The organism is Salibacterium aidingense DSM 18341, from assembly GCF_000429685.1.
GTDB classification, from domain to species: domain Bacteria; phylum Bacillota; class Bacilli; order Bacillales; family Marinococcaceae; genus Salibacterium; species Salibacterium aidingense.
The window spans coordinates 1-24,025 of the sequence record NZ_AUCI01000007.1; the positions used below are offsets into that span (position 1 = coordinate 1).

At 41.9% G+C, this 24,025-nt stretch carries 24 protein-coding genes and 6 pseudogenes; 3 read left to right on the top strand and 27 right to left on the bottom strand.

Annotation, left to right across the window (positions count from 1 at the left end):
- The coding region (locus G475_RS0107535) for an ATP-binding protein (RefSeq protein ID WP_026700754.1) at positions 1-368 on the top strand (368 nt) is incomplete at its 5' end.
- 53 nt (positions 369-421) lie between these two features.
- Here the strand turns inward: G475_RS0107535 and xerS are convergent.
- The 12 genes and pseudogenes from xerS to G475_RS26725 all read right to left on the bottom strand — a co-directional run.
- Positions 422-1,506, bottom strand: a pseudogene (gene xerS / locus G475_RS24480) (tyrosine recombinase XerS).
- A gap of 211 nt (positions 1,507-1,717) precedes the next feature.
- Positions 1,718-1,877, bottom strand: a pseudogene (locus G475_RS27145) (DUF1541 domain-containing protein); the annotation flags it as partial.
- A gap of 83 nt (positions 1,878-1,960) precedes the next feature.
- Complete coding sequence (locus G475_RS24485; RefSeq protein WP_051302296.1) at positions 1,961-2,932, bottom strand: F510_1955 family glycosylhydrolase; 972 nt, start codon at positions 2,930-2,932, stop codon at positions 1,961-1,963.
- Entirely contained in the window at positions 2,929-3,147 is a 219-nt protein-coding gene (locus G475_RS0107550) for a hypothetical protein (protein WP_026700755.1), read from the bottom strand. Before G475_RS0107550 ends, G475_RS24485 begins: the two co-directional genes overlap by 4 nt.
- On the bottom strand, positions 3,144-4,511 hold the full coding sequence (locus G475_RS0107555; RefSeq protein WP_035710531.1) for a HAMP domain-containing sensor histidine kinase: 1,368 nt from the start codon (positions 4,509-4,511) through the stop codon (positions 3,144-3,146). Before G475_RS0107555 ends, G475_RS0107550 begins: the two co-directional genes overlap by 4 nt.
- Positions 4,508-5,209, bottom strand: a complete 702-nt coding sequence (locus tag G475_RS0107560) for a response regulator transcription factor (protein WP_233275747.1) — start codon at positions 5,207-5,209, stop codon at positions 4,508-4,510. The genes G475_RS0107555 and G475_RS0107560 overlap by 4 nt, the downstream gene beginning before the upstream one ends.
- 167 nt (positions 5,210-5,376) lie before the next feature.
- Positions 5,377-5,760 carry a DUF302 domain-containing protein gene (locus G475_RS0107565; protein ID WP_026700758.1) on the bottom strand — a complete coding sequence of 128 codons (384 nt, stop codon included), beginning with the start codon at positions 5,758-5,760 and terminating at the stop codon, positions 5,377-5,379.
- 68 nt (positions 5,761-5,828) lie between these two features.
- Complete coding sequence (locus tag G475_RS0107570; protein WP_026700759.1) at positions 5,829-7,331, bottom strand: multicopper oxidase family protein; 1,503 nt, start codon at positions 7,329-7,331, stop codon at positions 5,829-5,831.
- A 97-nt stretch (positions 7,332-7,428) separates the two neighbouring features.
- Positions 7,429-9,443: pseudogene (locus G475_RS28000) on the bottom strand (copper-translocating P-type ATPase).
- Between the two features lie 226 nt (positions 9,444-9,669).
- Positions 9,670-9,906 carry an SHOCT domain-containing protein gene (locus G475_RS0107580; RefSeq protein ID WP_051302298.1) on the bottom strand — a complete coding sequence of 79 codons (237 nt, stop codon included), beginning with the start codon at positions 9,904-9,906 and terminating at the stop codon, positions 9,670-9,672.
- Between the two features lie 285 nt (positions 9,907-10,191).
- On the bottom strand, positions 10,192-10,398 hold the full coding sequence (gene copZ, locus G475_RS0107585; protein ID WP_026700761.1) for a copper chaperone CopZ: 207 nt from the start codon (positions 10,396-10,398) through the stop codon (positions 10,192-10,194).
- 27 nt (positions 10,399-10,425) lie between these two features.
- A pseudogene (locus tag G475_RS26725) lies at positions 10,426-10,951 on the bottom strand (HAD-IC family P-type ATPase); the annotation flags it as partial.
- A gap of 678 nt (positions 10,952-11,629) precedes the next feature.
- Between G475_RS26725 and G475_RS28165 the strand changes: the two are divergent.
- A complete protein-coding gene (locus tag G475_RS28165) occupies positions 11,630-12,178 on the top strand; it encodes a YdhK family protein (RefSeq protein ID WP_051302355.1) in 549 nt (182 codons plus the stop codon).
- A 512-nt stretch (positions 12,179-12,690) separates the two neighbouring features.
- Here the strand turns inward: G475_RS28165 and G475_RS26735 are convergent.
- From G475_RS26735 to G475_RS0107610, 3 genes are all read right to left on the bottom strand, one after another.
- On the bottom strand, positions 12,691-13,038 hold the full coding sequence (locus G475_RS26735) for a four-helix bundle copper-binding protein (RefSeq protein ID WP_084414043.1): 348 nt from the start codon (positions 13,036-13,038) through the stop codon (positions 12,691-12,693).
- A gap of 101 nt (positions 13,039-13,139) precedes the next feature.
- Entirely contained in the window at positions 13,140-14,129 is a 990-nt protein-coding gene (locus G475_RS0107605; protein WP_026700763.1) for a Na+/H+ antiporter NhaC family protein, read from the bottom strand.
- The gene (locus G475_RS0107610; RefSeq protein ID WP_026700764.1) at positions 14,104-14,655 is read right to left on the bottom strand and encodes a hypothetical protein; all 552 of its coding nucleotides are present in this window, start codon (positions 14,653-14,655) and stop codon (positions 14,104-14,106) included. The genes G475_RS0107605 and G475_RS0107610 overlap by 26 nt, the downstream gene beginning before the upstream one ends.
- Positions 14,656-15,003: 348 nt before the next feature.
- Here G475_RS0107610 and G475_RS26740 point away from each other — a divergent pair.
- Positions 15,004-15,162, top strand: a pseudogene (locus G475_RS26740) (four-helix bundle copper-binding protein); the annotation flags it as partial.
- A gap of 86 nt (positions 15,163-15,248) precedes the next feature.
- On the opposite strand, the gene G475_RS0107620 reads toward G475_RS26740, so the two are convergent.
- From G475_RS0107620 to G475_RS0107680, 12 genes and pseudogenes are all read right to left on the bottom strand, one after another.
- Entirely contained in the window at positions 15,249-15,842 is a 594-nt protein-coding gene (locus G475_RS0107620; RefSeq protein ID WP_026700766.1) for a class I SAM-dependent methyltransferase, read from the bottom strand.
- A gap of 130 nt (positions 15,843-15,972) precedes the next feature.
- A complete protein-coding gene (locus G475_RS0107625) occupies positions 15,973-16,689 on the bottom strand; it encodes a cytochrome c biogenesis CcdA family protein (protein ID WP_026700767.1) in 717 nt (238 codons plus the stop codon).
- 22 nt (positions 16,690-16,711) lie between these two features.
- Positions 16,712-17,243 (bottom strand): annotated as a pseudogene (gene resA, locus G475_RS24505) (thiol-disulfide oxidoreductase ResA).
- Between the two features lie 441 nt (positions 17,244-17,684).
- Positions 17,685-18,257 carry a class I SAM-dependent methyltransferase gene (locus tag G475_RS0107640; protein ID WP_026700769.1) on the bottom strand — a complete coding sequence of 191 codons (573 nt, stop codon included), beginning with the start codon at positions 18,255-18,257 and terminating at the stop codon, positions 17,685-17,687.
- Between the two features lie 27 nt (positions 18,258-18,284).
- Complete coding sequence (locus G475_RS0107645) at positions 18,285-18,773, bottom strand: DsrE/DsrF/DrsH-like family protein (RefSeq protein ID WP_026700770.1); 489 nt, start codon at positions 18,771-18,773, stop codon at positions 18,285-18,287.
- 13 nt (positions 18,774-18,786) lie between these two features.
- The gene (locus G475_RS0107650) at positions 18,787-19,014 is read right to left on the bottom strand and encodes a sulfurtransferase TusA family protein (RefSeq protein WP_026700771.1); all 228 of its coding nucleotides are present in this window, start codon (positions 19,012-19,014) and stop codon (positions 18,787-18,789) included.
- Between the two features lie 55 nt (positions 19,015-19,069).
- A complete protein-coding gene (locus G475_RS0107655; RefSeq protein WP_026700772.1) occupies positions 19,070-20,200 on the bottom strand; it encodes an MBL fold metallo-hydrolase in 1,131 nt (376 codons plus the stop codon).
- 15 nt (positions 20,201-20,215) lie between these two features.
- Positions 20,216-20,788: a sulfurtransferase TusA family protein gene (locus G475_RS0107660; protein ID WP_026700773.1), complete on the bottom strand. Its 573-nt coding sequence runs from the start codon at positions 20,786-20,788 to the stop codon at positions 20,216-20,218.
- A gap of 92 nt (positions 20,789-20,880) precedes the next feature.
- Positions 20,881-21,666 carry a sulfite exporter TauE/SafE family protein gene (locus G475_RS0107665; protein WP_026700774.1) on the bottom strand — a complete coding sequence of 262 codons (786 nt, stop codon included), beginning with the start codon at positions 21,664-21,666 and terminating at the stop codon, positions 20,881-20,883.
- A 17-nt stretch (positions 21,667-21,683) separates the two neighbouring features.
- Positions 21,684-21,992 (bottom strand): rhodanese-like domain-containing protein, encoded by a 309-nt coding sequence (locus G475_RS0107670; protein WP_035710542.1) that lies wholly within the window; start codon positions 21,990-21,992, stop codon positions 21,684-21,686.
- A 59-nt stretch (positions 21,993-22,051) separates the two neighbouring features.
- Positions 22,052-22,312, bottom strand: a complete 261-nt coding sequence (locus G475_RS0107675; protein WP_026700776.1) for a metal-sensitive transcriptional regulator — start codon at positions 22,310-22,312, stop codon at positions 22,052-22,054.
- A gap of 123 nt (positions 22,313-22,435) precedes the next feature.
- Positions 22,436-23,848: an MBL fold metallo-hydrolase gene (locus tag G475_RS0107680; protein ID WP_026700777.1), complete on the bottom strand. Its 1,413-nt coding sequence runs from the start codon at positions 23,846-23,848 to the stop codon at positions 22,436-22,438.
- Between the last annotated feature and the right edge of the window lie 177 nt (positions 23,849-24,025).

The window sequence follows — 24,025 nt, forward strand, 5'->3', positions numbered from 1 at the left end:
TGTCTATGGGGGAGCTCGTTACGTTACTGAAAACGGAAACCTATGTCCGCAAGTCCCAGCTTCGTTTGAAACGAATTCGGGAAGCTGATCTCGTCATCATGGATGACTTAATGTATATGGCGATGGACCATCACGAAGCGAATCTCTTTTTCCATCTCATCAATCATCTATATGAACGAAGTTCCATTATTCTAACTTCCAACAAGGGGCCGGAGAATTGGGGAGAGCTTTTGGGAGATCAAGGGATTGCGACGGCGATCCTGGATCGCCTTCTTCATCGATCAGAGGTTATTCATTTAGACGGCGGCAGCCATCGTATCAAATACCGTGAAACGTTGTTCGATGAAAAAAGTGTTCAAAATAAATGAGCAAAAACTGTTCAAATTAACTTGACGGTTACACTACATAAATAGTAAGGTTCTCAATCATCTTTTGGAAAATCCATTTCATCAACTGCATTTTTTAAATCTTCATTTCTTATATGAGTGTAGATCATTGTAGTCTGAATTGAGGAGTGCCCTAGCTGCCTTCTTAATTTTGGTACATCATTAATTTGATTATGGTACCTGGATGCAAAAGAATGACGAAGCTTGTGCACTGTTAAAGACGGTTTTCCATAGGCTTTAGCATATTTTTCAATCATTTTCTCGACAGCTCTTGCTGTCATACGCCTCGTTGTTCCTTTAGGTCCCATTGGAGCTGATATAAATAAAGCTTTAGTGTTTTGATTCACTTTATATTTAGTTTCTCTGATCTTCAGGTATTGGTCTAAATCAACCATTGCTTGCTTACTGAAGTAAACAAACTGTTCTTTATTCCCTTTTCTCATAACACGTACTAAGCACTTATTGAAATCTATGTCACTAATATTTAGATTTATTATTTCTGATAAACGTAAACCTGAGCCTAAAATAAAAGATACTATCGCAGTGTCTCTTTCCCTATTGAACAGATAAAAATTGTGGATTTTTTTGTTATCTTTATTATTCTGACCGTAATCGTAGGCAATAAAAAGCCTGAATTTTTCATAATCAACTCCAGTTAGAATATTGCCTTCCATTTTATTTGCAACCGTTTCTGGAGTATCATTAATTTCATTAAACTCTACCTTGGCCATGACATTCCTTTGAAGATAAGGAGTTAAGTTATCATTTTCTGCAATGTTTTGAAGGTAGTGAAACAGTGACTTTAGAGCAGATAGCTTTCGATTTACAGTAATCTCCTTATTACCTAATTGATAACAAAGAAAACTCAAAAACCCTTCGATTTGTTGTACAGTTAACTTTTCTAAAGATTCTAAAGGTACGTCTTTGATATTACCTTCATAAATACCTTCAGTAATAAGCCAGTTAAAAAAAATTTGTGATCATGACAATAATTCAGTAAGGAAGACGCAGATAATCTTCTTCTTTTGTAATCGATGAATTCTTCTATGTACCAGGGTAACTCTTTTAGAATTCGTTCAAGTTTCACATATTCTTGTTGTTGTTTTGAGTAGTCAGCCACGATATCACCTCTGAATTAGATTGTTCATTAAATTTTATAATTTTTAATATTATTACGTCAAATCTATATTTTACGTAATAAATATGTTTTATTTCTACTCGATATAAAAGTTAAATTACGGCCTTTTGTACAAATAAACGATTCCATCGTGTAAAAAGAGAGCTATCCAAAAAGTTAGCTCTCTTGCACACTGACATTAACTTATTAACTGTTATTCCACAGGGCTGATTTCCTCTTCAATAACCCATTTATGATTTTTAACTTTTTCACCACTCGAGATTGTGGTGAATCAACCATGTAAACCGTCGTTTCTTAGCTGAATCAATTTCAGCCGTTGCCCCTTCCATGCCTTTCATATGAGAGGCATCCAATGAACCGGTTTTAAAAGAACAAATGAAAATTAAAAAGGGTTATTCATATGGAGCTGAATGGAATTAGAAAGAAAAGCTATTTGTTATGAATTATTTTGACTTTTTCCTTCTTCAACCGTTTTTTCCCATGATTCCCCATTATCTTCTGTATAAAAAATATCTTTCTCGAACGTGGTAACCATAAGGGTCTCGGCTGATTGAGGATTTTGAGCAATGTAACTAATGGCATCTTCTGCTTTTATTTCGGGGACTGGCATTTGTTGTGTCCCTCCAGATGAATCAATCACTTGTAAGGTTGTCTCTTCTCCGGTGCCTACAGCAGCAATCATTTCATCATCATGCGTAAATGTTAAGGCTGAAACCGTATTTCCACTTAATACTTGTTCAAATGTATTTCCCGCATCTTGAGACAGGAAGACCCCCTCTTCTGTATTTACAGCTACTATTCCTTGTTGCTCAGGATGAGCTGCAATAGCTCTGACATTTCCAGACACCCCATCCATGTCTCCTTTTTCCCAATCCTGAGCTTCGTTAGTGGTAACATATAGGCCTATATCCTCCATGCTGGAGTTTGGTTGCGGGTTGAGCACGTAGATTGCACCGGAGTTATATCCTGCTGACATGAGATGAAAATCTACTTCTCCTTCTAATCCCAACACTTCAATGGACTTTCCTTCATCCGTACTTTTGATTATGCCGAGTGGATTCTCATAGTCCGTCTGCATAGAGGGGTGTCCGCTGCTATAGAAACCATCTGCCGTCATCGAGAATCCCATATAATCATGTCGAGGTCCTTCTACTCTCTTCCATATCCCATCTTCAAATACCCTTAAACCATCGTGAGCCGGAGTGTATGCTTTTTCTCCATTCTCTGTAAAAGCAAGTCCATGCATGTGAGGAAATTCGACTTCTTCTATATCCCCTTTGGATTCTGTTTGCTCTGCTTCTGGCTCTGTTTGTTCTGTTGGAGCTTCTGGTTCAGCAGATTCTGTTCCACATCCCGTAATAATTGCTACAGTGAATAAACTTATAATAGAGGTAATTAAAGGTTTCATAATACCTTTCCTTTCCGTTTTTTTATTGTCATGATGATCATGTATATAGCAAAGCCTCCGAAGATAGGGATTCCCATCCAAAAACAAACCCGAAGTAAGAGAGAAAAATAAGTGGAATCTTCCGCTGCTCCTGGCAGGAGAGTACCAGCCATGACGAGACAATGAAGGCCCAAAACAATAAAAATCGAGGCAATAATCCATTCTACTTTTCTCATTCGTCACCCTCCCTTGCTTCCGGAAAACACAACGTAAAGGTTGTTCCTTTCCCATGGCGGCTTTCTACATCGATCGTTCCATATTGAAGTTCCGTCAATTGTTTCACAATGGCAAGTCCCAAGCCTGTTCCTCCGAAGTCACGCGCCCTTGACTTTTCAACTCGATAGAAACGTTCAAAAATATATGGAAGTTCCTTAGAAGCGATTCCAGACCCCGTGTCGGAGACCATTCCCTTTACTTTACCATTTTCCTCCAGTACCTTGACTCGAACGCTGCCATGCTCTGTGTACCGGACGGCATTTTGTAGTAAATTCATAAAAATCTGTTCCAAACGAAAGCTGTCTCCCACAATGTCGGGGATATCTTCCTCTATTTCCGTGACAAGGGTTATTGCTTTCTCTCCAGCACTCGGTCTCACTTTCCTTACTGCTTTTTGTGCAATGTACCCAAGATGTACAAGCTCCAGCTCCAAAGGAAATCGTTCTTCCTCCATCCGCGATAATTCAAATAAATCATCAATCAATCGATTCATTCGGTTTGCTTCGTCATGAATGACATGGATAAATTGTTGTCTTTGATCCTCATTTTGGTGAAGACCATTCTTTAATGCATGACTGTATCCTTGTATATAGGATAGCGGGGTTCGAAATTCATGAGAAACATTAGAGAAAAATTCACGCCTGCTGTCTTGATACCTTTTTAATTCCCTTGCAAGATCATTCATGGAACGAGCGAGAAACCCCAGTTCATCTTTCGTTGTAACGGGAACTTTCGCTTCTAAATCTCCACGTGCTAACTTCTTCGCTGCTTTCTCCATCAAGTGAAGAGGGTTTGTAAGTTTTCTGGAGAATATGAATGTAAACCCTATAGCCAAAAGAAGTGCTCCAAGCCCTGATAACAATAAAGCATTTTGTACTCGAGTAGCTGAGGAACTCATTAAATTGGATGGAGAAAAAACATACACGGATCCGATAGATTCATCCGAAACGGGTTTGCCCACATAAAAGTAGCGTTCATTATTTTCTGGATTGACATAGCTTCCTATTTCTTCAGTTCCTGACATATTTTTATTGGGCGTAAAGCTTTCAATTCCAGACGTTTCTATTACTTTTTTTGTCTGATCAAACACAATAATCTCTCGCACGGTTTCTGCAGCCATTGCATCAACAAGCAAATCTATGTCCAGCCGATTTGAAGCAGCAAGCATGATCGCATATTGAGAAGCCATTTCTTCTGTCTCTTCCTTGAGATGAGTATGATTATAATTATGGAAGATCTCTAACATCACAAAACCAAGCGGTAGCAGGACGACAAGAAATAAGATTGTGATAGCGCCGCCAAGCTTATAAAAGATAGTATTCATTGTTTCGCACCATCTGGAAAGTTGAATTTATACCCGACTCCCCACACGGTTTTAATCGGGTTAAACGACAGTTGATTATTCTTTAGCTTAGTTCGGATATTTTTTATATGTGTATCAATTGTACGGGGGTCTTGCCATTCATTTATGGGCCAAACTTGCTCCATCACGTGTTCTCGAGTAAACACTCGTTTTGGACGGTTTGCCATCAACAGTAAGATGTCAAACTCTTTGGATGTAAGCTCAACGGGGATGTTTGCTACTTTCACCTCATGGCGCTCTATGTTTATGCATAATTCTTCAATTATTAAGTCCTGAGGTTTGTCATCACCAACATGAGTGCTTCTTCTAAGTAAAGCTTTTACACGGGCAACAAGTTCTTCGGGAGCAAATGGTTTTATTAAATAGTCGTCTGCTCCAAGATTAAGTCCTTTCACACGATCTGTTACTTCCGTTTTTGCGGTAAGTATCAAAATTCCTGTCTCAGTATTTCCTTTCCGTACTTGCCTACACACTTCCCATCCATCTATTCCAGGCATCATAATATCCAAAATAAGAACATTATATGATTGACTTTGCATTTTTTGAATAGCTTCTTCACCAGAACTTGCTTCATCCAAGGTATACCCTTCGTTTTGGAGATAAACGTGTACTAGTTGGCGCATCTGTTGTTCATCGTCTACTATCAGTATACGTACCACCCTTGTTCCTCCCATTCATTTCTACGTGTATAGTGTAGCGAATAATTATGGAATTTGTGTGAAGCAAATTATATTCTTTTTGAATAAGCTTCACCTATGAAAAAAGAACCCTTGAGACACAGAAGTAATCACCCCCGTCCAAGAGTCCTGATAGACACACTATGCCTTTACACAGCTCTGTCCATACATGTAATTAAACGGACCTCAATATCCTGGGCAAAGTCTTTAATAGAGGGATCGTTCACCATTTCAATCAAAGCCGTTGGTCTTGGCAGTCCAATTTTCGTTGTCCCTCCATCATCATAAACAACGATTTTACATGGCAGAAAGTAACCCACCATTTGATTCTCCGATAATACGCGTTGAGCTTCCTGCGGGTTACAAACTTCCATTACATGATAAGGTTGGTTAAATGCAAAACCCTTATTTTGCAATGTCTCTTTGATATCAAAATGCCAAAGCACCCCGAACTTTTCTTCTTTTAAGCTTTCCTCTAAGGATGACATCGCTTCTTCGATGGCTTGGTTTGTTTCTACGGTATAATGAAACATAGACTCATCTCCTTTTTTCACTATTTACTTCTGCTAGTAAGTCTACTACAGCCAATTTATTTTCCCTTTTATTCCGGCTGATTTTCTCCTCCAATTTCAAAAGGTGAGTATACTCCCTTATAATCAACGATAGTTATCATTCCAAGGTCGGCGTGATTATTATCATGACAATGAAATAGCCACTCCCCTTTATTATCGGCTTCAAAGTAAACAACATACTCTTCACCAGGTTTCACATGGATCATATCTTTTACAATCGGATTATCATACGAGGTACCGTTTTTCGAAGCCACTTGAAAGCGATGACCGTGTAGATGCATCGGATGATTCATTCGTCCTTCGTTTTTTATATTAACTTTGACAATATCCCCTTCTTCTACTTTGATAGGAGGCGTCTCTGGAAAGGATTGACCATTGATTTGAAAAGACATTCCTTCTCCCATATTCATGCCCATACTTAAATCCATGTCATAGGTGACGTCTGGATCAGGCGTTTCCTTAAATAGCAGCTCTTCACTTCCATAAGATGTTCCGTCGGCCATAGCTGAACTTACGGGGACCGTGACATCATCCTGAACGACGGCGTTTTCATTGGAAACGACCGGGATTTGCATATCCCCTGCGTTTTCCACGTTGGGATTTTCAGCAATGACTGCTGGTTCATCACTTTGTTTTATATAAGCTACATCGATTCTCTCCCCTGGTGCAATCTCAACAACTTGTGCGGAACCTTTCTCCCCTGAGACTTCTTCTGAGTCGTTGGCAATCACTTTTATCGAATCTTCTGGGAACATAAGCTGATGTTGCTGGTAGCCTGCATTCACAAACCGCAATCTGGCTGTTTCTCCTTCTTTCATCACTAAGGGTTCAATGGCATCTCCAGATTTTCCGTTTACCGTAAACGTATCGTACAGTTGCTTCGTGTCCATTTCTCCGTCCCCGGACATGTGACCTTGCATCATTCCTCCCATGTTGAAAGATCCTTGATCACCTGATCCCGTTGTCCATTCGTCGAGGATGAAAAATTCATCTTGTTCATATTCTGGTTCTTTTTCTTCAATAACAAGCGACCCATATAAGCCTCGGTCTACTTGATCCGCACTATGTTGATGCGAGTGATACCAATAAGTACCGGGGTCATTGGCAATAAATTCATACGTGAACGACTCTCCAGGTTCTACCGCATCTTGAGTGAGGCCCGGTACTCCGTCCATCTTGTTAGGCAGTATGACCCCGTGCCAGTGAATCGTCACGGGAACATCTAATTCATTTTTTAAATGGACGCGCACAAAGTCACCTTTTGTAACGCGCAACGCTTCTCCAGGTACCGTACCGTTATACGTCCACGCATTTACCTGCTTTCCATCCCCCAACTCCCACTCTGTTTCTTGTGCTGTTAATTCATACGTTTTTACCGGACGATCCCTTACTTCCTGAGCACCAACCTCTAAAATGCTAATACCACCCTGTGAGCCTGTATTATATCCCTCGTTATTATAAAACGGAGAGATAAAGTACCCTATTGCCAAAAGTATGACAATCAATATAGAACCAATCACTTTCCTGTTCATTAAACCCATCACCTTATTCTATATTTATACTCCGTGCTGTATAATAAAAAATAATAGAAGACTGAGCGAGACATAAAAGTCCCCCAGTCTTTCTTCTTTACGCTTTTAACAGCTGCGCATTAATAGCTACAATCACCGTACTTAAACTCATTAACACGGCCCCGACCGCCGGGCTTAATACTAAACCAATCGGTGCGAGGACACCGGCAGCGAGCGGGATTGCTACGATATTATATCCCGTCGCCCACCAGAGGTTCTGAACCATTTTTCGGTAGGTCTTCTTTGATAAATCCATAAGGCTGACCACGTCATTCGGATTACTCTTTACCAAGACAACATCTGCCGTTTCCATGGCGACGTCTGTTCCTGCTCCAATCGCAACCCCTAAGTCAGCTGTTGCAAGAGCCGGAGCGTCATTGACACCATCACCTGTCATCGCTACCTTCCAGCCTTTTTCTTGTATTTTCTTCACTTGATTGGCTTTGTCATCCGGTAACACTTCCGCGTACACTTCATCGATACCTAATTGTTTCGCTACCCAATTGGCTACTTTCTCATTATCACCTGTCAGCATAATAGAGTGTATCTCTTCTTTCTCCTTTAGTATCGCAACAGCTTCCTTCGCTGTTTCCCGGATCATGTCTGCCAGAGCAATCATTCCGATTAAAGTGTCATTCATTAAGACAAAAATAACGGTTTTTCCTTCTTCTGACATCTTATTAAAGAGGTCTTGGTCATAGGTTAGTTTCTGGCTTTTTACGTAACCAGGGCTAACTGCATTAATTTTATGTCCATCAACTTTCCCCTCAATGCCTTTTCCGGTGATGGACTGAAATTCCTCTATTTTTCCTAACGTTACCCCTTTTTCTTTCGCATCATTGACAATGCCAGCTGCAAGCGGATGTTCGGACTGTTGTTCGAGACTGGCGGCATAATATAAGATATCCTCTTTCGAGCAGCCTTCGCTAGGCATGATGTCGGTTACCCCAAATTCCCCTTTGGTCAAGGTCCCCGTTTTATCAAATACGACTGCATTTAACCTTCTAGCCTCTTCAAAATTTGCTCGGTTGCGGATTAAGAGACCGTGTTTTGCTGAAATCGCCGTGGAAACCGCGACAACAAGTGGGGCTGCTAATCCAAGCGCATGCGGACAGGTAATAACCATCACTGTTACCATACGCTGCAAGGCCACATCAAAAGAATAACCTAACAGTAGCCAAATAAATAAGGTGAGGAACCCGGCTGCTAATGCAAGATAAAATAACCACTTGGCTGCCCGATTGGTTAAATCCTGTGTTTTTGATTTCGACTCCTGAGCTTCTTTTACCATCGTAATAACCTTGAATAAGTACCGATTCTCCTGTAAGCATCGCTTCATCAATCGCAGAATTGCCACTTACTGCCGGTAGAAAAATCTGTTGGCGATGAGGTGATTGGCGGATCCATTAAACGATGAAGCAGAGGACGTTCCCGTATCAGATCTGCAAAATAAAGATAATAAAGAAGGATCCTTAACCGTTGAGGTGGAAAAAAAGGGAGGATCGCGTTCTGATTAAGCCCGGAGAGAAGATACCGATCGATGGAAGGTTCATTTAATCGATGGGCTTCATTTGGCATTAGTTTTACTAGCCGCTCTAAAGCGTTCGACGCCCCCATAATAGATTTCATTTCAATCCAATGCCCAAGCAACATAATGTCAACGAGGGTGGCGAGTTCCTAGAAAAGCTGGTCCCCTTCCCATCCAAATACCACCATCATACTGTAGCCGTAAGCAATGGTGATAGCTAGTCCAATCAGCGTCATCATTCCTGGATTCTTGTTTTTTAACTCACTGACGGCTCCAGTAATAAACGGCCAACCTCCATAGAAAAAGATAACCGTAGATAAAGCAAATAGGATATATAGATCACCTGAAAAGCTCCAGTCCACTCCCATAAACATTTGAATCATGGGTGACAAGGCTAAAATTGGAATAGTCAGGATAAGAGAAATATAAAAACGTTTTTTAAAGTCAGCAATCATTTCCCCATGGTCATGATGTCCGCCATGTCCATGATCATGGTGGTCCTTCCCCCCATGGTCGTGATGATTGGGGGAATGATGATGTTCCATATGACGATCATGCTTTTCATGGGTATCATTGTGACCATGATAGTTACTTTGGTTGTCGTTGTGACGGTGGTGTTCGTGGTGATGCTCTTGATGATGATTGTGATCCATATTTTGTTCGTTATTCTTTGTCATGCTGCACCCTCCTTTCTGATCCCCTTTTGTCATAGCTTTCATGTCTCCTTGCATGAAGCCCATGATTGTATATTTCCTTTTTTTTCCACCAATACTATTCCAACTTTCTTTTCAAACGATCATACTCTCCCTCAGATATTTCTCCTTTTGCCAAACGTTCCTTTAATATTTCTAAAGAACGGTTGCTGGAAGACTGCGGTGAGTTACCATCACTCCCCTTCACCATCCACACAATGATCGCAATGATAGCTAAAATAATGAGGATTCCGAAAAAACCAAAACCAAAAAATCCACCATCCATTCCAGTTCCGTTCATCATTCCATTCATCATATTTCTTTCCTCCCTTTTTGTATCCGTGCTAGAAGTTTAAAAAATACCATTCCATGCTTTATTCTTTGCTGATGATATAAAGTGAAAAGCATAACAGATATCAGAACTTTCCCCTATTCATTAGCCGTTCGATATCCTTTATTCTATAAAATAATTATCTAGAAAGCATGGAGAAAAAATGTTGAACGTATGGTCTATCAAACAATGTACCCCTTATTTATGAAGTTTTTATGGAGAAAATAAGGCTAGTCCCAACCAATGCAAGGAATCAGTTCCGATTATTCGTTACGCTATGACATCATACCCTTGCTCTTCTACTGCTTCACGCATATCATCAAGAGTAACTTTTTCCTCGTCACAGGTAACGTCTACTTTCCCATTACTTAAGTTAACGTCAACGACAGTGACACCGTCCAATTCGTCTAATGCACCTTTTACAGATTGTTCACAATGACCGCAAGTCATCCCTTTTACATCTAATGTTTTTTGTATGAGTTATTTCCCCTTTCTTTATTTCATTTATATTTTGACACGTTTCAATCGAAGAGTTTGTCACTACACTTATAGAGCTGAAGGCCATTGCAGCTCCTGCAACTTACGGTGCCAAAAATCCCGACGCAGCAATGTGTATGCCTGCGTTATTGTAAGCAAAAGCCCAGAACAAGTTTTGGCGGATATTGTTGTTAGTTTCTTAGTTGGATTGCTTTTGGAATAAGCAATAACTCCCCGCCAAGGATGGTAACATCACCTGCTTCAATCGCCACTTCTGTTCCTGTTCTAATGGCCATTCCAATATCGGCTGTCGCAAGAGCTGGTGCGTCATTGACTCCATCACCGACAATGGCTACTTTCTTCCCTTATCGCTGAACTCCTTTCACTTTTTCTGCTTTTTCTTCTGGGAGCACTTGGGCAATGACTTGGTCGATGCCTGCTCCGAATGGCTTTAGCTGTTCGTTCATTGTCACCCATCAGCATAATCACTTCAAGTTCTTGCTTCTTTAACTGCTGAATGGCGTCCTTTGGCTGTTTCTTTTAATGTATCTGCTGTGATTTTATCTTTCTGGGTCTAACGAAAGAAATAGCTTAATGAATAACAATCAAAAAACTATATGAGATATTTTCATGACATAACAAAACGGTATATCTCAGCATAACAATTAAATGTGGAGATTTTATAGAGTTCCTAAAGAAATCGATGTCCGGCTAAAATGATATGAAATGATTTTAGACACCGAGAATGGCGGTGATATGTTCCTCCTCTTGTTTACTTCCGTTCTCCTTTCATTAAATGTTTAAAAAAATCAAAAACCAGGTATGTTTTCTGATGAAAATAAATTTAAAGGAGGAATACCCAATGAGCAAGAAAATCATAAAATTAGCAGCTCTAAGTTTAGTAGCAACCGGGCTTGCCTTTTCAGCAGGACAAGTTTTTGGAGAAACAGACGACTCTAAGACGCATCCACCAAACGAAGATATACACGAGAGTTCAAAAATTGAGAAACGGTTAGAAAAAGTAGAGAAAAAAACGGAGTCCGTTCAATCTGTGTTAGAAGAGATTAAAGCTTCTCTGGAAAATTCAGACGACTTAACAGAGGAGGAGATACAAACATATCATAATGATGTTGATTCCTTCCAAAATCGCTTAGATGCTGCAGAAAATCACTTGGATGCTGTAACCAAGAAACTTGGAGAGTCCAGTCCTTCTGTTGAAGAGACAAAAGCTCTGATTGACGATGTTCGTGCTAATGTCTCACAGGTCGATGAAACACTTGAATCAAATTTAGAAGAAGAGAATAATGAGGAAAATGAAGATGCAAGAATGCATGAGCATTTGACCAGCTCAGGTGAAGTTCCTGATAACCTGAAGGAAGCAGAGAATCCAGCCTATGAAGTAGGCAGCGAAGCCATAATTGAAGCAGAGCACAGCGATGAAGGTTATTTGATGCGTGGTGCTGAAGCGACCATTGTAGGTGCTTATGATACTACAGCTTATTCTGTTTCCTTTACACCGAAAACTGGTGGAGAACCAGTAGAAAATCACAAATGGGTCATTCATGAAGAATTAGAAGAGCCAGATGAAGCACCATTACAACCAGAATCCGAAGTGACTTTGAAAGCCTCCCATATGGTAGGGATGTACAATACTAAGGCCACAATTGATTCAGCGGAAGAAACAACTGTTTATATGATTAATTTCACCTCTCCTTCCGGGGAAGAGAAAGTAGAAAATCATAAATGGGTCATTGAAAAGGAACTAGCACTTGTTGAATAAACATTCCTGTTTGAATGAAAGTATCCACAAAGAGAGCTTATTCAATATATAAATAGCTCTTTTCTTTTAGCTTGTAATGGGATAATCTTGTAAGGTGTCTTACATGATTATTCTGTTTTTTTAAATCACATATCATTTTCAATCTTTCAGCTATATCTTGGGGAATTTTGATCATAATCCTGTTCATGGTTACCCATTGGAAAAGAAGTATGAACAGGTGGTTAAGGGTGTATAGAAATTTTTCGCCTGCTGCTGTTCAACCAAGCATTTGGGTGGGTCATCCACCCCATTTGTTCAGCCAATATCCCATACTGTTTGGCAATTTGCGATTGTTGCATAGCCATGTCTGAATGGAGCTTTTTCCTTTGTAGAATAGGCGGTTATGTGATTTGGTTATATCGAGAGCAGCATTAGAAATTGACGAGCAGAGTCACTAACACGTCTGCCACTAACTTTGTATAAAATTTCAGTGTAATAGGAAAAGCAGGTAAACAGCTACCTGCTTTTCTACATTATCCTGCCATTTTGCGGCATTCTTCCGCACACTGACGGCAAAACTTTGCACACTCTTGACAATGTGCATCCTGGAATTTTTCACATTCGGTTGCGCAATCATCACATATGGTAGCACAAAGTTGACAAAACTGTTTTGCATACATACTCCCACGTGACATCCACTGGGATGCCATTGCACAAATGTCTGCACAGTCTCTCAACGTGTTTATACAATGGACCCGCGCCTGGACATCGGTTTCCTTCAAACAAGAAGTTAAGCACTCTTCACAAGCCTGCATGCATTTATTGCAAGCATCAATACACGTTTGGAATTGTTGAACAGAGGAATCAACTACATTCGCCATACCATTATTTCCTCCCTTTTATTATCGTTCGTTTGTATTGTTATCTAATTATGGAGCCATATACTTGGGGATACATGGAATAAAACAAAACTCATCTTATTTTAAACAAGAAGAAAAGACACACCTAAAAACAGTAGCGAAGATACCGCTGCAGCTGTGAAATTATATGGAGCCATAGCCTGGACGTACTTCATGTGGTCCGCCTCGGCAATGCCAGCAGACATCGCCGTCATTCCAGATACAGGAGAGGTAACATCCCCAAATGTTCCCCCAGAAAACACGGCGGCGGCAGCTAATGGGATGGAACTACCCGTCGTCACAGCTAAGGGAATGGCCACCGGCATCATTAATGCCCACGCTCCCCAAGAAGAACCAATAAAATAGGTGACGGCTGCTGTAACGATACACACAAGGAAAGGCACCCAAATCGGTGATATATTCCCTTCTAACGTTGTTTCAATCAACTGAGTTAATCCCAAATCCTGCGATACATCCGAAATAGGCCAAGCTAAAAGTAAAATAATAATAGTGGCCATGAGCTTATTTCCGCCCTTAATAAAACGATCCGTCATCTTTTTTAAAGACAAGCCCTGAACAAGATAGAGAAGAATGGACACCACGAACGTAATGATCAGCGCTTGCAGCATCATTCTAGATGGTTCCTCACTGCCAATCATAAGAAGAAAACTTAAGGCGATTAAAGTAATAATCGGGCCTAAGATATTGAGAAGGCGAGGAGGAAGTTCCGGTTCTTGGTTATCCATCCCCATTTTCATTCCCATTTCTTTCTTTTTACCTTTCATGGCATTCCCTGTTTGATCTTTGGCACTGTCTGCTTTTTCCGTATTTTCACTTTCCCCTTCTTCGAATTCTTTAGAAAACTCCGTGGCAAATGTTTTATCGCTTCTTACCCCGGCTCTTTTTGTCGTTTCCTTTTGCTTTCCTTTTATCAATTGTTTCATCGTCCCAACATTCACGGCTGGAATAATCGATAAAAGAGCAATAAGAATGGAGATATAACTAAAAAAGTGGAATGGCAGCGATTGGATAAAAAGAGCCAGTGGATCACCACTTATCCCGGCGGCCTGCATTTAACACACCAATAATATATCCAATAAACGTCGTGGCAAGGGGGATTAAAACAATAACAGGGCTGGATGAGTTATTTAACATGTATGCCAAGCGTTCTTTGGCTACATCATATCGTTTTGCCAACGGTTTAATAATCGCGCCACCTGCTACAACACGGAATCCACAATCCATAAATGTAATCGGCAATAAGCCCCATGAAGCGAGAAGGGTTTGGTTAGGGCCTTTAATAAACTTAGAGATCCACTGAGCAAAAGCTTGTACTCCTCCTGACGCCTGTATCAAAGCAACCAAACCACTAAAAATATATAAAAAAAGAAGTACATCCAGGTTGCCTATGTCTGTTAATACCCCTGTAATATATACCACGGTTTGGTTCAATGATTCGATAAAAGAACCTGTATAAAGCCAACTTCCCACCCACAAACCAATAAGCAGAGATGAAATAACTTGTTTGGTCCACATCGCAAAAATAACGGCTACAAGTGGCGGAGCGATTGATAACCATAATTCCATTTGGATAATCATGTCCTCCGTTCCATTGATAGAGAATATAATCTTATCTTGTACGTTCTTCAACAATATATGTAACACTACATATGTTCAGGTGTAGAAGTCCTGCCTTATTAGCAAAGCAAGAACTCTACACTTTAAGAATGACCTGGCTTATTTCATCATTTTTTCTTCCATTAGATGCAAATAGATGCAAACGTTCATCTATACTATGCACTTTCCGTTTGATCTCCTGTGTTAATCGCATGTGTTCCCTCGTCATACTCATCATGGAGTTCATGTTTCCATTCGACATTCCATTTGGCATCGTCATATATTGGAAGGCATGTTCTCCATCCTCATTCTTGAATCATAAGTAAAGACAACGTGAAAATGATGGCTAAATGTATTCGATTGGATCGGGAATGTGCAGACATCTGTGCTTTTGCTGCGAAAGCGATGCAAAGCAATAGTCCGTTTGCCAAACAAATCTGCGACTTATGTGTCGATATCTGCCAGGCTTGTGTAGATGAATGCGCCAAGCTCGTATTTTTCTTAGTCGTCGTTGGATCGGTGAAATGATCATAAGCCTTCAATATTTTTAAAAAAATTTCACTTTTCCCTACAGATTAATTTTCATTTCTTGCTTCCACTACAAGTAAAATATCTTTATAATGTTTTTCGATTCGTTCCACTCGAAAACCATTTTGCTTTATCAGGTCAAGCGTATGGCGGTTTAAATGACAGCCATCGCTCAGTCTTTTCCAAATTGGGGTCAGCCAGTCCTGTATACGACCTGGAAATGGGCGGTCCACTCTTACATGTTCTATAAATAAAATAGGAACTCCAGGTTTACATACACGTCGGATTTCCTGCAGGGCGCGACTCGGATTGGGAATGGTGCAGAGAACTAACGTTCCAATAGCAGTATCAAAGATATTATCATCAAAGGGTAAATGTTCACCAGAAGCATCCACCAGTTCTACAGGAACATCAGCACTTTTCACTTGGGGAAGCGATTGGTTTCTCATCGATGAGTTTGGTTCTATTGCTACGACTTTTTCTGCGTTTTTATAGTAAGAAAAATTGGCTCCTGTTCCCGATCCAACCTCCAATATAATACCTTCTTGATGGGAAACTAAACGTTCGCGAAGGTTTCCCAACCGCTTTTTTTCAAATGGTTTCATAATCGGATCGTATATTTTAGAGAACAATGTGCTCATTTGTCAGCTCTCCCCAGTGATGCTTATTTTGTAATGATAAAACCTAATACGAAAGGTTTACGTTCAAAAAGGAAGATCGTACAAGATCTCCCTTTTCATCTTATTGCTTTGCTACCTTCTGATCCTTTATTCAAATGCTAAAGGGGACAAATTGAGCGAGATAACTGGAAAGCATCTGAAAATAACCGAAAAAAAGCATCACGCCCATGATTATCATTACAACGCCGCCAGCTTTCTGAATACGAGGCATCAGTTTGTGAAAGCGTCTTAACTTATGTAGAGATTTTGAATAAAATACAGCAACTAATAAAAATGGAATCCCCATCCCAACAGAGTAAATAAAGAGCATCGCCATACCAGAGATCATCGTTTCGTTTTGACTTGCGAGCGTTAAAATAGAACCAAGTACTAACCCTACACAAGGAGACCAGCCCGCTGCAAATAGCAAACCAAACATCACGGAACCACCGAAACTATTTGTTTTCTTTGGTTTGGAAGAGATCTTTTTCTCTGACATTAAACTGCGAATAGACAATACTCCGGCCATCTGCAGGCCAAATAACACGATAATAATACCACCGATTTGTGCTACTAGATTGTTATATCGGCTGAACAATTGACCAACATAAGTAGATGAGGCTCCAAGGAGCATAAATATAATGGTAAATCCCATAATAAATCCAAGGCTTCTTAAAAGAATCAAACGTTGATCCGCCTTAATTTCATTTTGGGATACTTCGGTACCGGTTAACTGAGCCAGGTAAGCCGGAACTAATGGGAAAACGCATGGAGATAAAAAAGAAATTACTCCTGCTCCTAATGCCAGCCAAATCGTTACCTCATTCATTTCTATTCCTCCAAATATATTTTTAGGAAGGCTGGATTCGCTCCATATACCCTTGTATATCTTTTTCTGTCATTCCACCCGTTAGAATATCAATAACTTTTCCGTCTTTGTTTATGAGAAAGGTTGTTGGCAATGGACCAATCCCATAACTATCTAAAACGGCCTTGTTCTCATCCATAGGAATCGGAAAAGACAATTGATGGCGGTCCACAAAACGTTCTACTGCTAATTCTGATTCCCCCACGTTCACCGCAAGAATCTCTACCCCTGTGTCTTTATACCTGATATTGATTATCCATGTAAGGCATTTCTTCTTCACAAGGAGGGCAATATGTTCCCCAAAAATTTAGAAAAACACCCTGGCCTCGGTAATCATTTAATTCAACGGTTTCTCCTTCAAGTGTTTCCAATTGAAAGTTAGGCGCAATATCCCCCTCCGCCACTAATGTGTTTTCGTTTTGAAAAAAATTGGAGTAAAAAATATAACCAAGCAAAACGCCAATGATACTTAGAAATGACGTCCGAAAATATAGTCGTTTCCTTTTTTTAGACATATTCCTTTTCGTTCACCTCCTTGTTATGGAAATATATTAAAAAATCTAATACATACTAATGTACGAGTTGACCAAAAAACAATACTTCTATTATTTTATAAAAATAATATGAAAAAACGATGAAGTAACGAGAAAAAGAAGTGAATAATTTAAGGAAAGCATATATATAAATGAAAGGTTGTATAACATCAATTATTTCCATTTGCGTTGTAAAAGAATGGTTTTTATCCTTAAATGCAAAGAATATATTTAGAATCCAAATGCTTGTGCCAAGATACAAGAACGAGAACATACGTTTATTTTGACTGGAGAACAACCTTATATCTGCAATATTATGGATGCCGCGATTTTTTCTTGTACGTTTATGCGAAAGAACTAATGTTAAGATCATAGAATAAAAGAGGGATAAGAAAGAAAGTCATCCTTCAAATCCCTCTTTTTTTATATCATAATGGCATTCACAGCGTAATTCTCCTCATTATTTAATGAAATATATTCGACATCAAACCCATTATCCTGCATCATTTTTATTAAATCCTCGGAAGAAATACGATGGGAAAGGGGCGGCCCTGCTGCAGTTTCCTTAGCCTCCCACTCCACCACTATACATTGTCCCTGAGATTTTAAAATCCGTTTTATTTCATTCAGCGCCTTTGATACACTATTGACCTCATGTATAACAAAAGCAGCCAGTACTTTATCAACTGAATCATTATCCATCTGAATATTTTCCAGATCACTGACAACATATTGAATGTTATGAATTTGAGCGGTGTCCACCCTGTCTTTTAACATATCCAGCATGTTAGGTTCAAGGTCGACGGCGTATACCGGTTGTTCCGTTTGTTCTGCCATTAGAAGTGTAAATAAACCGTTCCCCGCGCCCAGATCGGCAATATGATCTTCAGGTGTAATAGACAAATGTTTCAAAAGCTGCTGCGGCTGTAATGAAGCGATTCGTTCTTCATCTAAAAGCTTTTCTGCATTTTTGGGGTCAAACTTCTTCTCAGACATTTCCATTCTCCTTCCAAGATGCATCGATTATATAAACAGGTTAAGGTTCGAATGTTCAGCCTCAGACAAGTAGGAAGCGACACCGGCATATTCGAGTCCGTCGATGAGCTCTTCTTCTTTTAGGCCCATTACATCCATCGACATCGTACAGGCAACCATCTTAATATCCAGTTCCTGCGCCATCTCGATCATTTCTTGAAGCGAGGACACGTTATGATTTTTCATCATTTTTTTCATCATCTTCGGTCCCATGCCGCCGAAGTTCATTTTGGAGAGGCTCAGCTTTTCTGGCCCCCGCGGCATTATTTTTTCAAACATTTTCTCCATGAACTTCTTATCACTACCGCCCTGCACATTTTCCTTCCGGAGAACGTTCAGGCCCCAGAACGTGAAAAACATCGTTACCTGTTTTCCCATCGCTGCGGCACCGGTCGCAATGATAAAACTCGCCATCGCTTTATCGAGATCGCCGTCAAAGACGATCATTGTGGTACCGTTCTTTTCTTCTTCTGCCATGACAAAGACCTCCTTATGCTTTTTTTATCCAGAATTTCAGAATATCGTTCTCTTCGTCCTGCTGTACAAGTTCGTGGCCCGAGGACTTCGTCCAGGCTGGGATGTCGGATGCGGCCCCTTTATCGGTGGCGTGGATTTCAAGAATGTCCCCGGCATTCAGGTTATCGATTTCTTTTTTCGCTTTGACCACCGGCATCGGACAAGCAAGTCCTTCCGCGTTTAATACTTTATTACTTTCCATGAAAAATCTCTCCTTCTTAAAATCATTATTTTTTCAAATGTTCATCTTTGTGCTGCTAGGATACAGCGCAGCGGTTCGGTCCGATTTCCATTTCTGTTTTCTCTTCTTCTGTCGGTGCTGCCTGCCCCATGTTTGTCTGACGGATTGTCGCGTAAGAGTTCGGCTGCGGCGGCAGGTTTTCGGTTACCGTCCGGCGGAACGTGTCTTTATCTTCAATATTTAACCCGTGATTGCGGGCGTACAGATCATCCAGCTTTGCCATAACACGGCCGCTATCATCCAGTTCTTCTTTTTTGGAGAAGTGAGCCGGCAGCACAATTAGATTCCTATCAAGATTGGCATAACGACTGTACAGGGTTTCGCGCAGATCCCCGACCCAGTCTTCGGCTTTACCGGCGAGATCCGGACGGCCGATGGAGTCCACGAACAGAATGTCACCGGTAAGCAGGTACTGATTGTCTACAACCAGCGAAGTACTGCCAATCGTATGCCCCGGGGAGTACAGGGCCTGAATGTCAATCTCCGTGCTCCCCACCGTTAATGTCTTCCCGTCTTCGAGCGGTTCATAGGAAAAAGTGACCCCGCCGGCATCAGCTTCCGGAAGCAGGTACGACGCGTCGAAGCGCTCGGCAAGCTCACGGCCTCCGGAAATATGATCGGCGTGCAGGTGCGTATCCACCGCATATTTCAGTACGGCCTGTTTCTCCTCTAGAAAAGAGGCAAACGCATCGGTAAATCGCACCGGATCCACAATGGCTGCTTCTCCGTTCGAAAGAACAGCATAGGAAAGGCATCCTTTTCCGATCCGGACAAATTGATAGAGTTCCCCTCCATCGGTCAGATCCGCTGCTTTGACCGACTCGATATGCTCACTCCATGTCTTCATGCCGCCCTGGAGGTATAAATAATCCCCTCCGTCCGCTTCTGCCAGCATATCTGCGACAAACTGCGATGATCCTTCTTTTGCACAGACGATCAGGACTTCTTTATCCGATGGAATCCGATCAAGAATCTCATCGATCCCGTCCAGCAGTTCAAAATACGGCTTATTGATGATCTCCACGTTTTTTCCTTCCACTTTCCAGTCCTGAAATTCGTCTTCATTTCGTACGTCCAGGATAAATAAAGGCTCCTGGTTCATGACTTTCTTTGCCAGTTCCGCGGCTGTTAAGGCTTGAATTCCCATTTCTTTTCCCCTTTCTTATTCCTTTTCTTCCGTTAGAGCGCCATCCCATTCCGACATGCCCGGATTCACATTCACGACATGGTCAAAACCATTCCTCTGCAGCATATGGGCTGCCATGCTGCTGCGGCGGCCGGTTCGGCACACGACGTGAATCGTATGGGAAGCGTCCAGCTCTTTCATTCTGTCTTCCAGTTCTCCAAGCGGAATCGACATCGCTTCCGGGATGTGGGCAAACCCGTATTCCGCCGGCTCCCGGACATCAAGCACCGTGACATTGTCCCGGCTGCGGGCCTCGTTTAATGCTTCGTTGGTGACTTCATGAGGAAACGGCGTTTCTTCTTTCGTTTCCTCCGGATCAGCCTTACGCACGTAATGGTACAGTACATCACCCGCTTCTCTCGTGCCGACGTATTCATGCCCGGTTGTTTTCGCCCAGCCCTTGAGATCGGCAAGTGACCCGCGGTCTGTCGCCTGGACTTCCAGCACCTCACCGGCATTCATGGTTTCTACCGCTTTTTTCGTTTTAACAATCGGCATCGGACAGGCCAGTCCTTTGGCATCCACCCGTTCATTGACTTTCATGCTCATTGTGCTCCCTCCTATATATACGGCATGGGGTATATAAAAACTAAAAAAATATATACATAAGACAGAAAAATAATTCTGTCAACCTTGTTTTATTATCCCACAATATCAATCCACATTTTAACCGCCGTGGCGAGTATCAATAAAGCCAGAATGCCCTGCAGTATTTTTGTATTTACTTTTTTCCCGAATGCTGCGCCAATCGAAGCTGCCAGAAGGCTCGCAACTACCATCACCGCGGCCGGAAGCAGCAGTACCTGCCCGGTTATCAGTTTCCCGGCCGTTGCGCCGATCGAAGAAATAAAAGTTACCGCAAGAGAGGTCGCAATGGCCATCCGTGTTGGAATCTTTAATACAACGAGTAAAATCGGAACGAGAATAAACGCTCCGGCCGCTCCTACAATACCGGCACCTATACCTACAACAAAGGCCGATCCGGCGGCAGTGGCGCGGTTAAAAGACACTTCTTCATTCGGAATGTCTTCTCTTCCCTTTTTCGGAATAAACATCATGATCACAGCAATCGTGGCAAGGATCGCATACACCATGTTCACGCCGTCATCTGTCATCAGATTGGAACCCAGGGCCCCGATTAAACTGCCGAGCAGAATACTGATGCCCATGTATAAAATAAGGGATTTATTTAAATACCCGCCTTTACGGTATGCCCATACTCCGCCTATCGTGGCAAAAAACACCTGCACGGCGCTGATACCCGCTACTTCGTGGGACGTAAATGCAGAAAAGCCGAGAAGCGGCGGAATATAAAGCAGCATCGGGTATTTAATAATGGAGCCGCCGATACCGACCATCCCGGAAACAAAAGATCCCCCGAATCCAATGAGAAATAAAACAATGATAAACAGTATACTGTATTCCATCATGTTCTGCCCCTTCCTTACGCTTCTATATCCCCCTGCCATTTCATCATACCGCCGGTCATATTCTTTACATTATATCCGTTTTTCTGCAGATGTTTTGCCGCTTTTGCGCTTCGGTGCCCGGAACGGCAGACCATCACATACTGCCCGTTCGTATCCAGGTCTTTCATTCTTTCGGCGAGTTCATCCAAGGGAATATTTACCGCCTGCGGTATCTTTCCCTGCCGGACTTCCTCCCGGGAACGCACATCAATGACCTTCACCGTTTCACGCTGTATCTGCTGTTCCGCCTCTTGCGGTGATAGTTTTGAAATAGACGAAAACATAAACTCACATATACTATTACCCCTATGGGTATTATAATGAGTTAAAAAAATTTATTTTTTTATCTGCTTTTGCCGAGCAGTTCTATCGCTTCCTGAACATATTCAGAGGTGTCGCCGCCCTGTTCGATCTGTTCGCGGATACACTCCTCCAGATTCTCCGCCACGATATAGGCCATCGCGCGGTCGAGCGCGGTTCTTGCGGCGGATATCTGATAGACGACGTCTTTGCAGTCCTTGCTTTCTTCCATCATTTTCTGAACACCGCGGACCTGTCCTTCGACACGTTTTAATCTATTTTTCATTTCTGCTGTATATTCCATATTTTCACCCCTTATCATACCATGTGGGGTATAGTATACACCGGCATGAAGGATTCGTCAATATTCCCTTGTAAACATATCGGGGAAGGCCCTTATGAAAGATAAGAGCCGGTTCCCCTGCTTTTATTCTGTCTCCAGATTCTCGTTTTTCCACCTCATCATGCCGCCCAGCATATTCTTCACATCGTACCCTTTATTCAGAAGAATGCTGGCAGCTATAGCAGAACGTTTGCCGGAACCGCAGTGCACTGCTACCGGTTTATCTTTCGGCGGGAGATCCTCATCTGTTCCGGCAGGCAGATGGCCGAGCATGATGTGCTCCGCTCCCGGAATACGCTCCCGCTCCCGTTCATCCTGAAACCGGACGTCCAGCACCCGTATATTTCCAGATTCTTTTTTTTCTTTTACTTCCTGCGGCGTGATGTTTTCATACGTGCGCAGACGGCTGGCACGTTCCGTGACGTCCGCCGGCATGAAGCCTTCGATACGATCCATTCCGATACCGTACAGGGCATCCCGTATCGCTTCGTGATCGGTTTCGGCGCCGATCAGATAAATATTCGATTCATAATCCGTCAGCCACCCCATCCATTCGGTAAATGCTTCCGGATAGGAAATATTGATCGTGCCGGGGATATGACCGCGGGCATACGCAGCCGGATTTCTCGTATCAACAACCATGTTATTTTCATTCTCAGCCAGCCTCTCCACTTCTTCAGCATCAATGGCCAATAGTACCGGCGGATGAACCTCGGATAAATATTCTGCCCCGTACTTATTGATTTCTTTCATGTTAGCAAAGTAAGCCGGCGGTTCCGGCTGGCCATCCAGCAGAAAGTCGACAAATTCCTGTTCCTGCTCCGGCTGGAACGCCGGATTAAACATCTTTTCATAGCCAACAGTCGTGGTCGGCACAGCGCCAAGCGCTTTACCGCACGAGCTTCCCGCACCGTGCCCGGGCCAGATCTGCAGGTAGTCTTCAAACTGTTTGAACGACTGAATAGAGGCAAACATCTGTCTTGCGCCGGCATCTGCCGAATCTTTTACTCCCACGGATTTTTCCAGAAGATCCGGGCGCCCGACGTCTCCAACAAAGACAAAGTCACCGGTGAATACCCCGATCGGTTTTTCCGGATGGGCGCCATCCGTGAGCAGATAAGAAACATGTTCCGGTGTATGCCCCGGGGTGTGAAGAACATCCATCCACACATTTCCGACGTGAATTCTGTCTTTGTCGCGCACCCCTTTTGTATTCAGGCTGGAATCAAAGGCATAGCCTCCGTTTTCCTCTCCTTCTGCCGAGTGATAGATCACCGCACCTGTCCGGCCGGAAAGTTCCACCGCCCCGGATACAAAATCCGCATGAACGTGTGTTTCCATCGCGCCCGTAATGGTGAATCCCTGTTCTTCTGCAATCTGAAGATATGGATTAACATGCCGGGACGGATCGATCACCACCGCTTCCCCGGTCTTTTGACAGCCGACCATGTAGGACGCCTGTGCCAGTTCATTGTCATAAAGATATTTTAAATACATGATAAGGCAACTCCCTTTCTTGTATTTTTCACAAAATTACAATACCCCGTACCGTATTTTTTAATTTATTATATTTTTTTCTATTATGTCAAACTATATGATGGTGTACTATTTAATCAAATTTTTTATTAAAGTGATTCACTTATTAATTTTTTCCATTTGGATAATTATGCAAAA

What these genes read in the sequence shown, in the direction of transcription:
- G475_RS0107610 (WP_026700764.1), bottom strand. Translation starts at nt 14,655, where the DNA reads ATGATTATCCAAATGGAATTATGGTTATCAATCGCTCCGCCACTTGTA.
- G475_RS0107550 (WP_026700755.1), bottom strand. Translation starts at nt 3,147, where the DNA reads ATGAGAAAAGTAGAATGGATTATTGCCTCGATTTTTATTGTTTTGGGC.
- G475_RS0107625 (WP_026700767.1), bottom strand. Translation starts at nt 16,689, where the DNA reads ATGAATGAGGTAACGATTTGGCTGGCATTAGGAGCAGGAGTAATTTCT.
- G475_RS0107660 (WP_026700773.1), bottom strand. Translation starts at nt 20,788, where the DNA reads ATGAGCATGAAAGTCAATGAACGGGTGGATGCCAAAGGACTGGCCTGT.
- G475_RS0107670 (WP_035710542.1), bottom strand. Translation starts at nt 21,992, where the DNA reads ATGTTTTCGTCTATTTCAAAACTATCACCGCAAGAGGCGGAACAGCAG.
- G475_RS0107680 (WP_026700777.1), bottom strand. Translation starts at nt 23,848, where the DNA reads ATGTATTTAAAATATCTTTATGACAATGAACTGGCACAGGCGTCCTAC.
- G475_RS0107605 (WP_026700763.1), bottom strand. Translation starts at nt 14,129, where the DNA reads ATGCAGGCCGCCGGGATAAGTGGTGATCCACTGGCTCTTTTTATCCAA.
- G475_RS0107645 (WP_026700770.1), bottom strand. Translation starts at nt 18,773, where the DNA reads ATGGCAGAAGAAGAAAAGAACGGTACCACAATGATCGTCTTTGACGGC.
- G475_RS0107565 (WP_026700758.1), bottom strand. Translation starts at nt 5,760, where the DNA reads ATGTTTCATTATACCGTAGAAACAAACCAAGCCATCGAAGAAGCGATG.
- G475_RS26735 (WP_084414043.1), bottom strand. Translation starts at nt 13,038, where the DNA reads ATGGCGAATGTAGTTGATTCCTCTGTTCAACAATTCCAAACGTGTATT.
- G475_RS0107570 (WP_026700759.1), bottom strand. Translation starts at nt 7,331, where the DNA reads ATGAACAGGAAAGTGATTGGTTCTATATTGATTGTCATACTTTTGGCA.
- G475_RS0107655 (WP_026700772.1), bottom strand. Translation starts at nt 20,200, where the DNA reads ATGGGAATTCAAGCCTTAACAGCCGCGGAACTGGCAAAGAAAGTCATG.
- G475_RS0107665 (WP_026700774.1), bottom strand. Translation starts at nt 21,666, where the DNA reads ATGGAATACAGTATACTGTTTATCATTGTTTTATTTCTCATTGGATTC.
- G475_RS24485 (WP_051302296.1), bottom strand. Translation starts at nt 2,932, where the DNA reads ATGAAACCTTTAATTACCTCTATTATAAGTTTATTCACTGTAGCAATT.
- G475_RS0107555 (WP_035710531.1), bottom strand. Translation starts at nt 4,511, where the DNA reads ATGAATACTATCTTTTATAAGCTTGGCGGCGCTATCACAATCTTATTT.
- G475_RS0107580 (WP_051302298.1), bottom strand. Translation starts at nt 9,906, where the DNA reads ATGATGAATGGAATGATGAACGGAACTGGAATGGATGGTGGATTTTTT.
- G475_RS0107640 (WP_026700769.1), bottom strand. Translation starts at nt 18,257, where the DNA reads ATGTCTGAGAAGAAGTTTGACCCCAAAAATGCAGAAAAGCTTTTAGAT.
- G475_RS0107675 (WP_026700776.1), bottom strand. Translation starts at nt 22,312, where the DNA reads ATGGAATATACAGCAGAAATGAAAAATAGATTAAAACGTGTCGAAGGA.
- G475_RS0107620 (WP_026700766.1), bottom strand. Translation starts at nt 15,842, where the DNA reads ATGAGCACATTGTTCTCTAAAATATACGATCCGATTATGAAACCATTT.
- G475_RS0107650 (WP_026700771.1), bottom strand. Translation starts at nt 19,014, where the DNA reads ATGGAAAGTAATAAAGTATTAAACGCGGAAGGACTTGCTTGTCCGATG.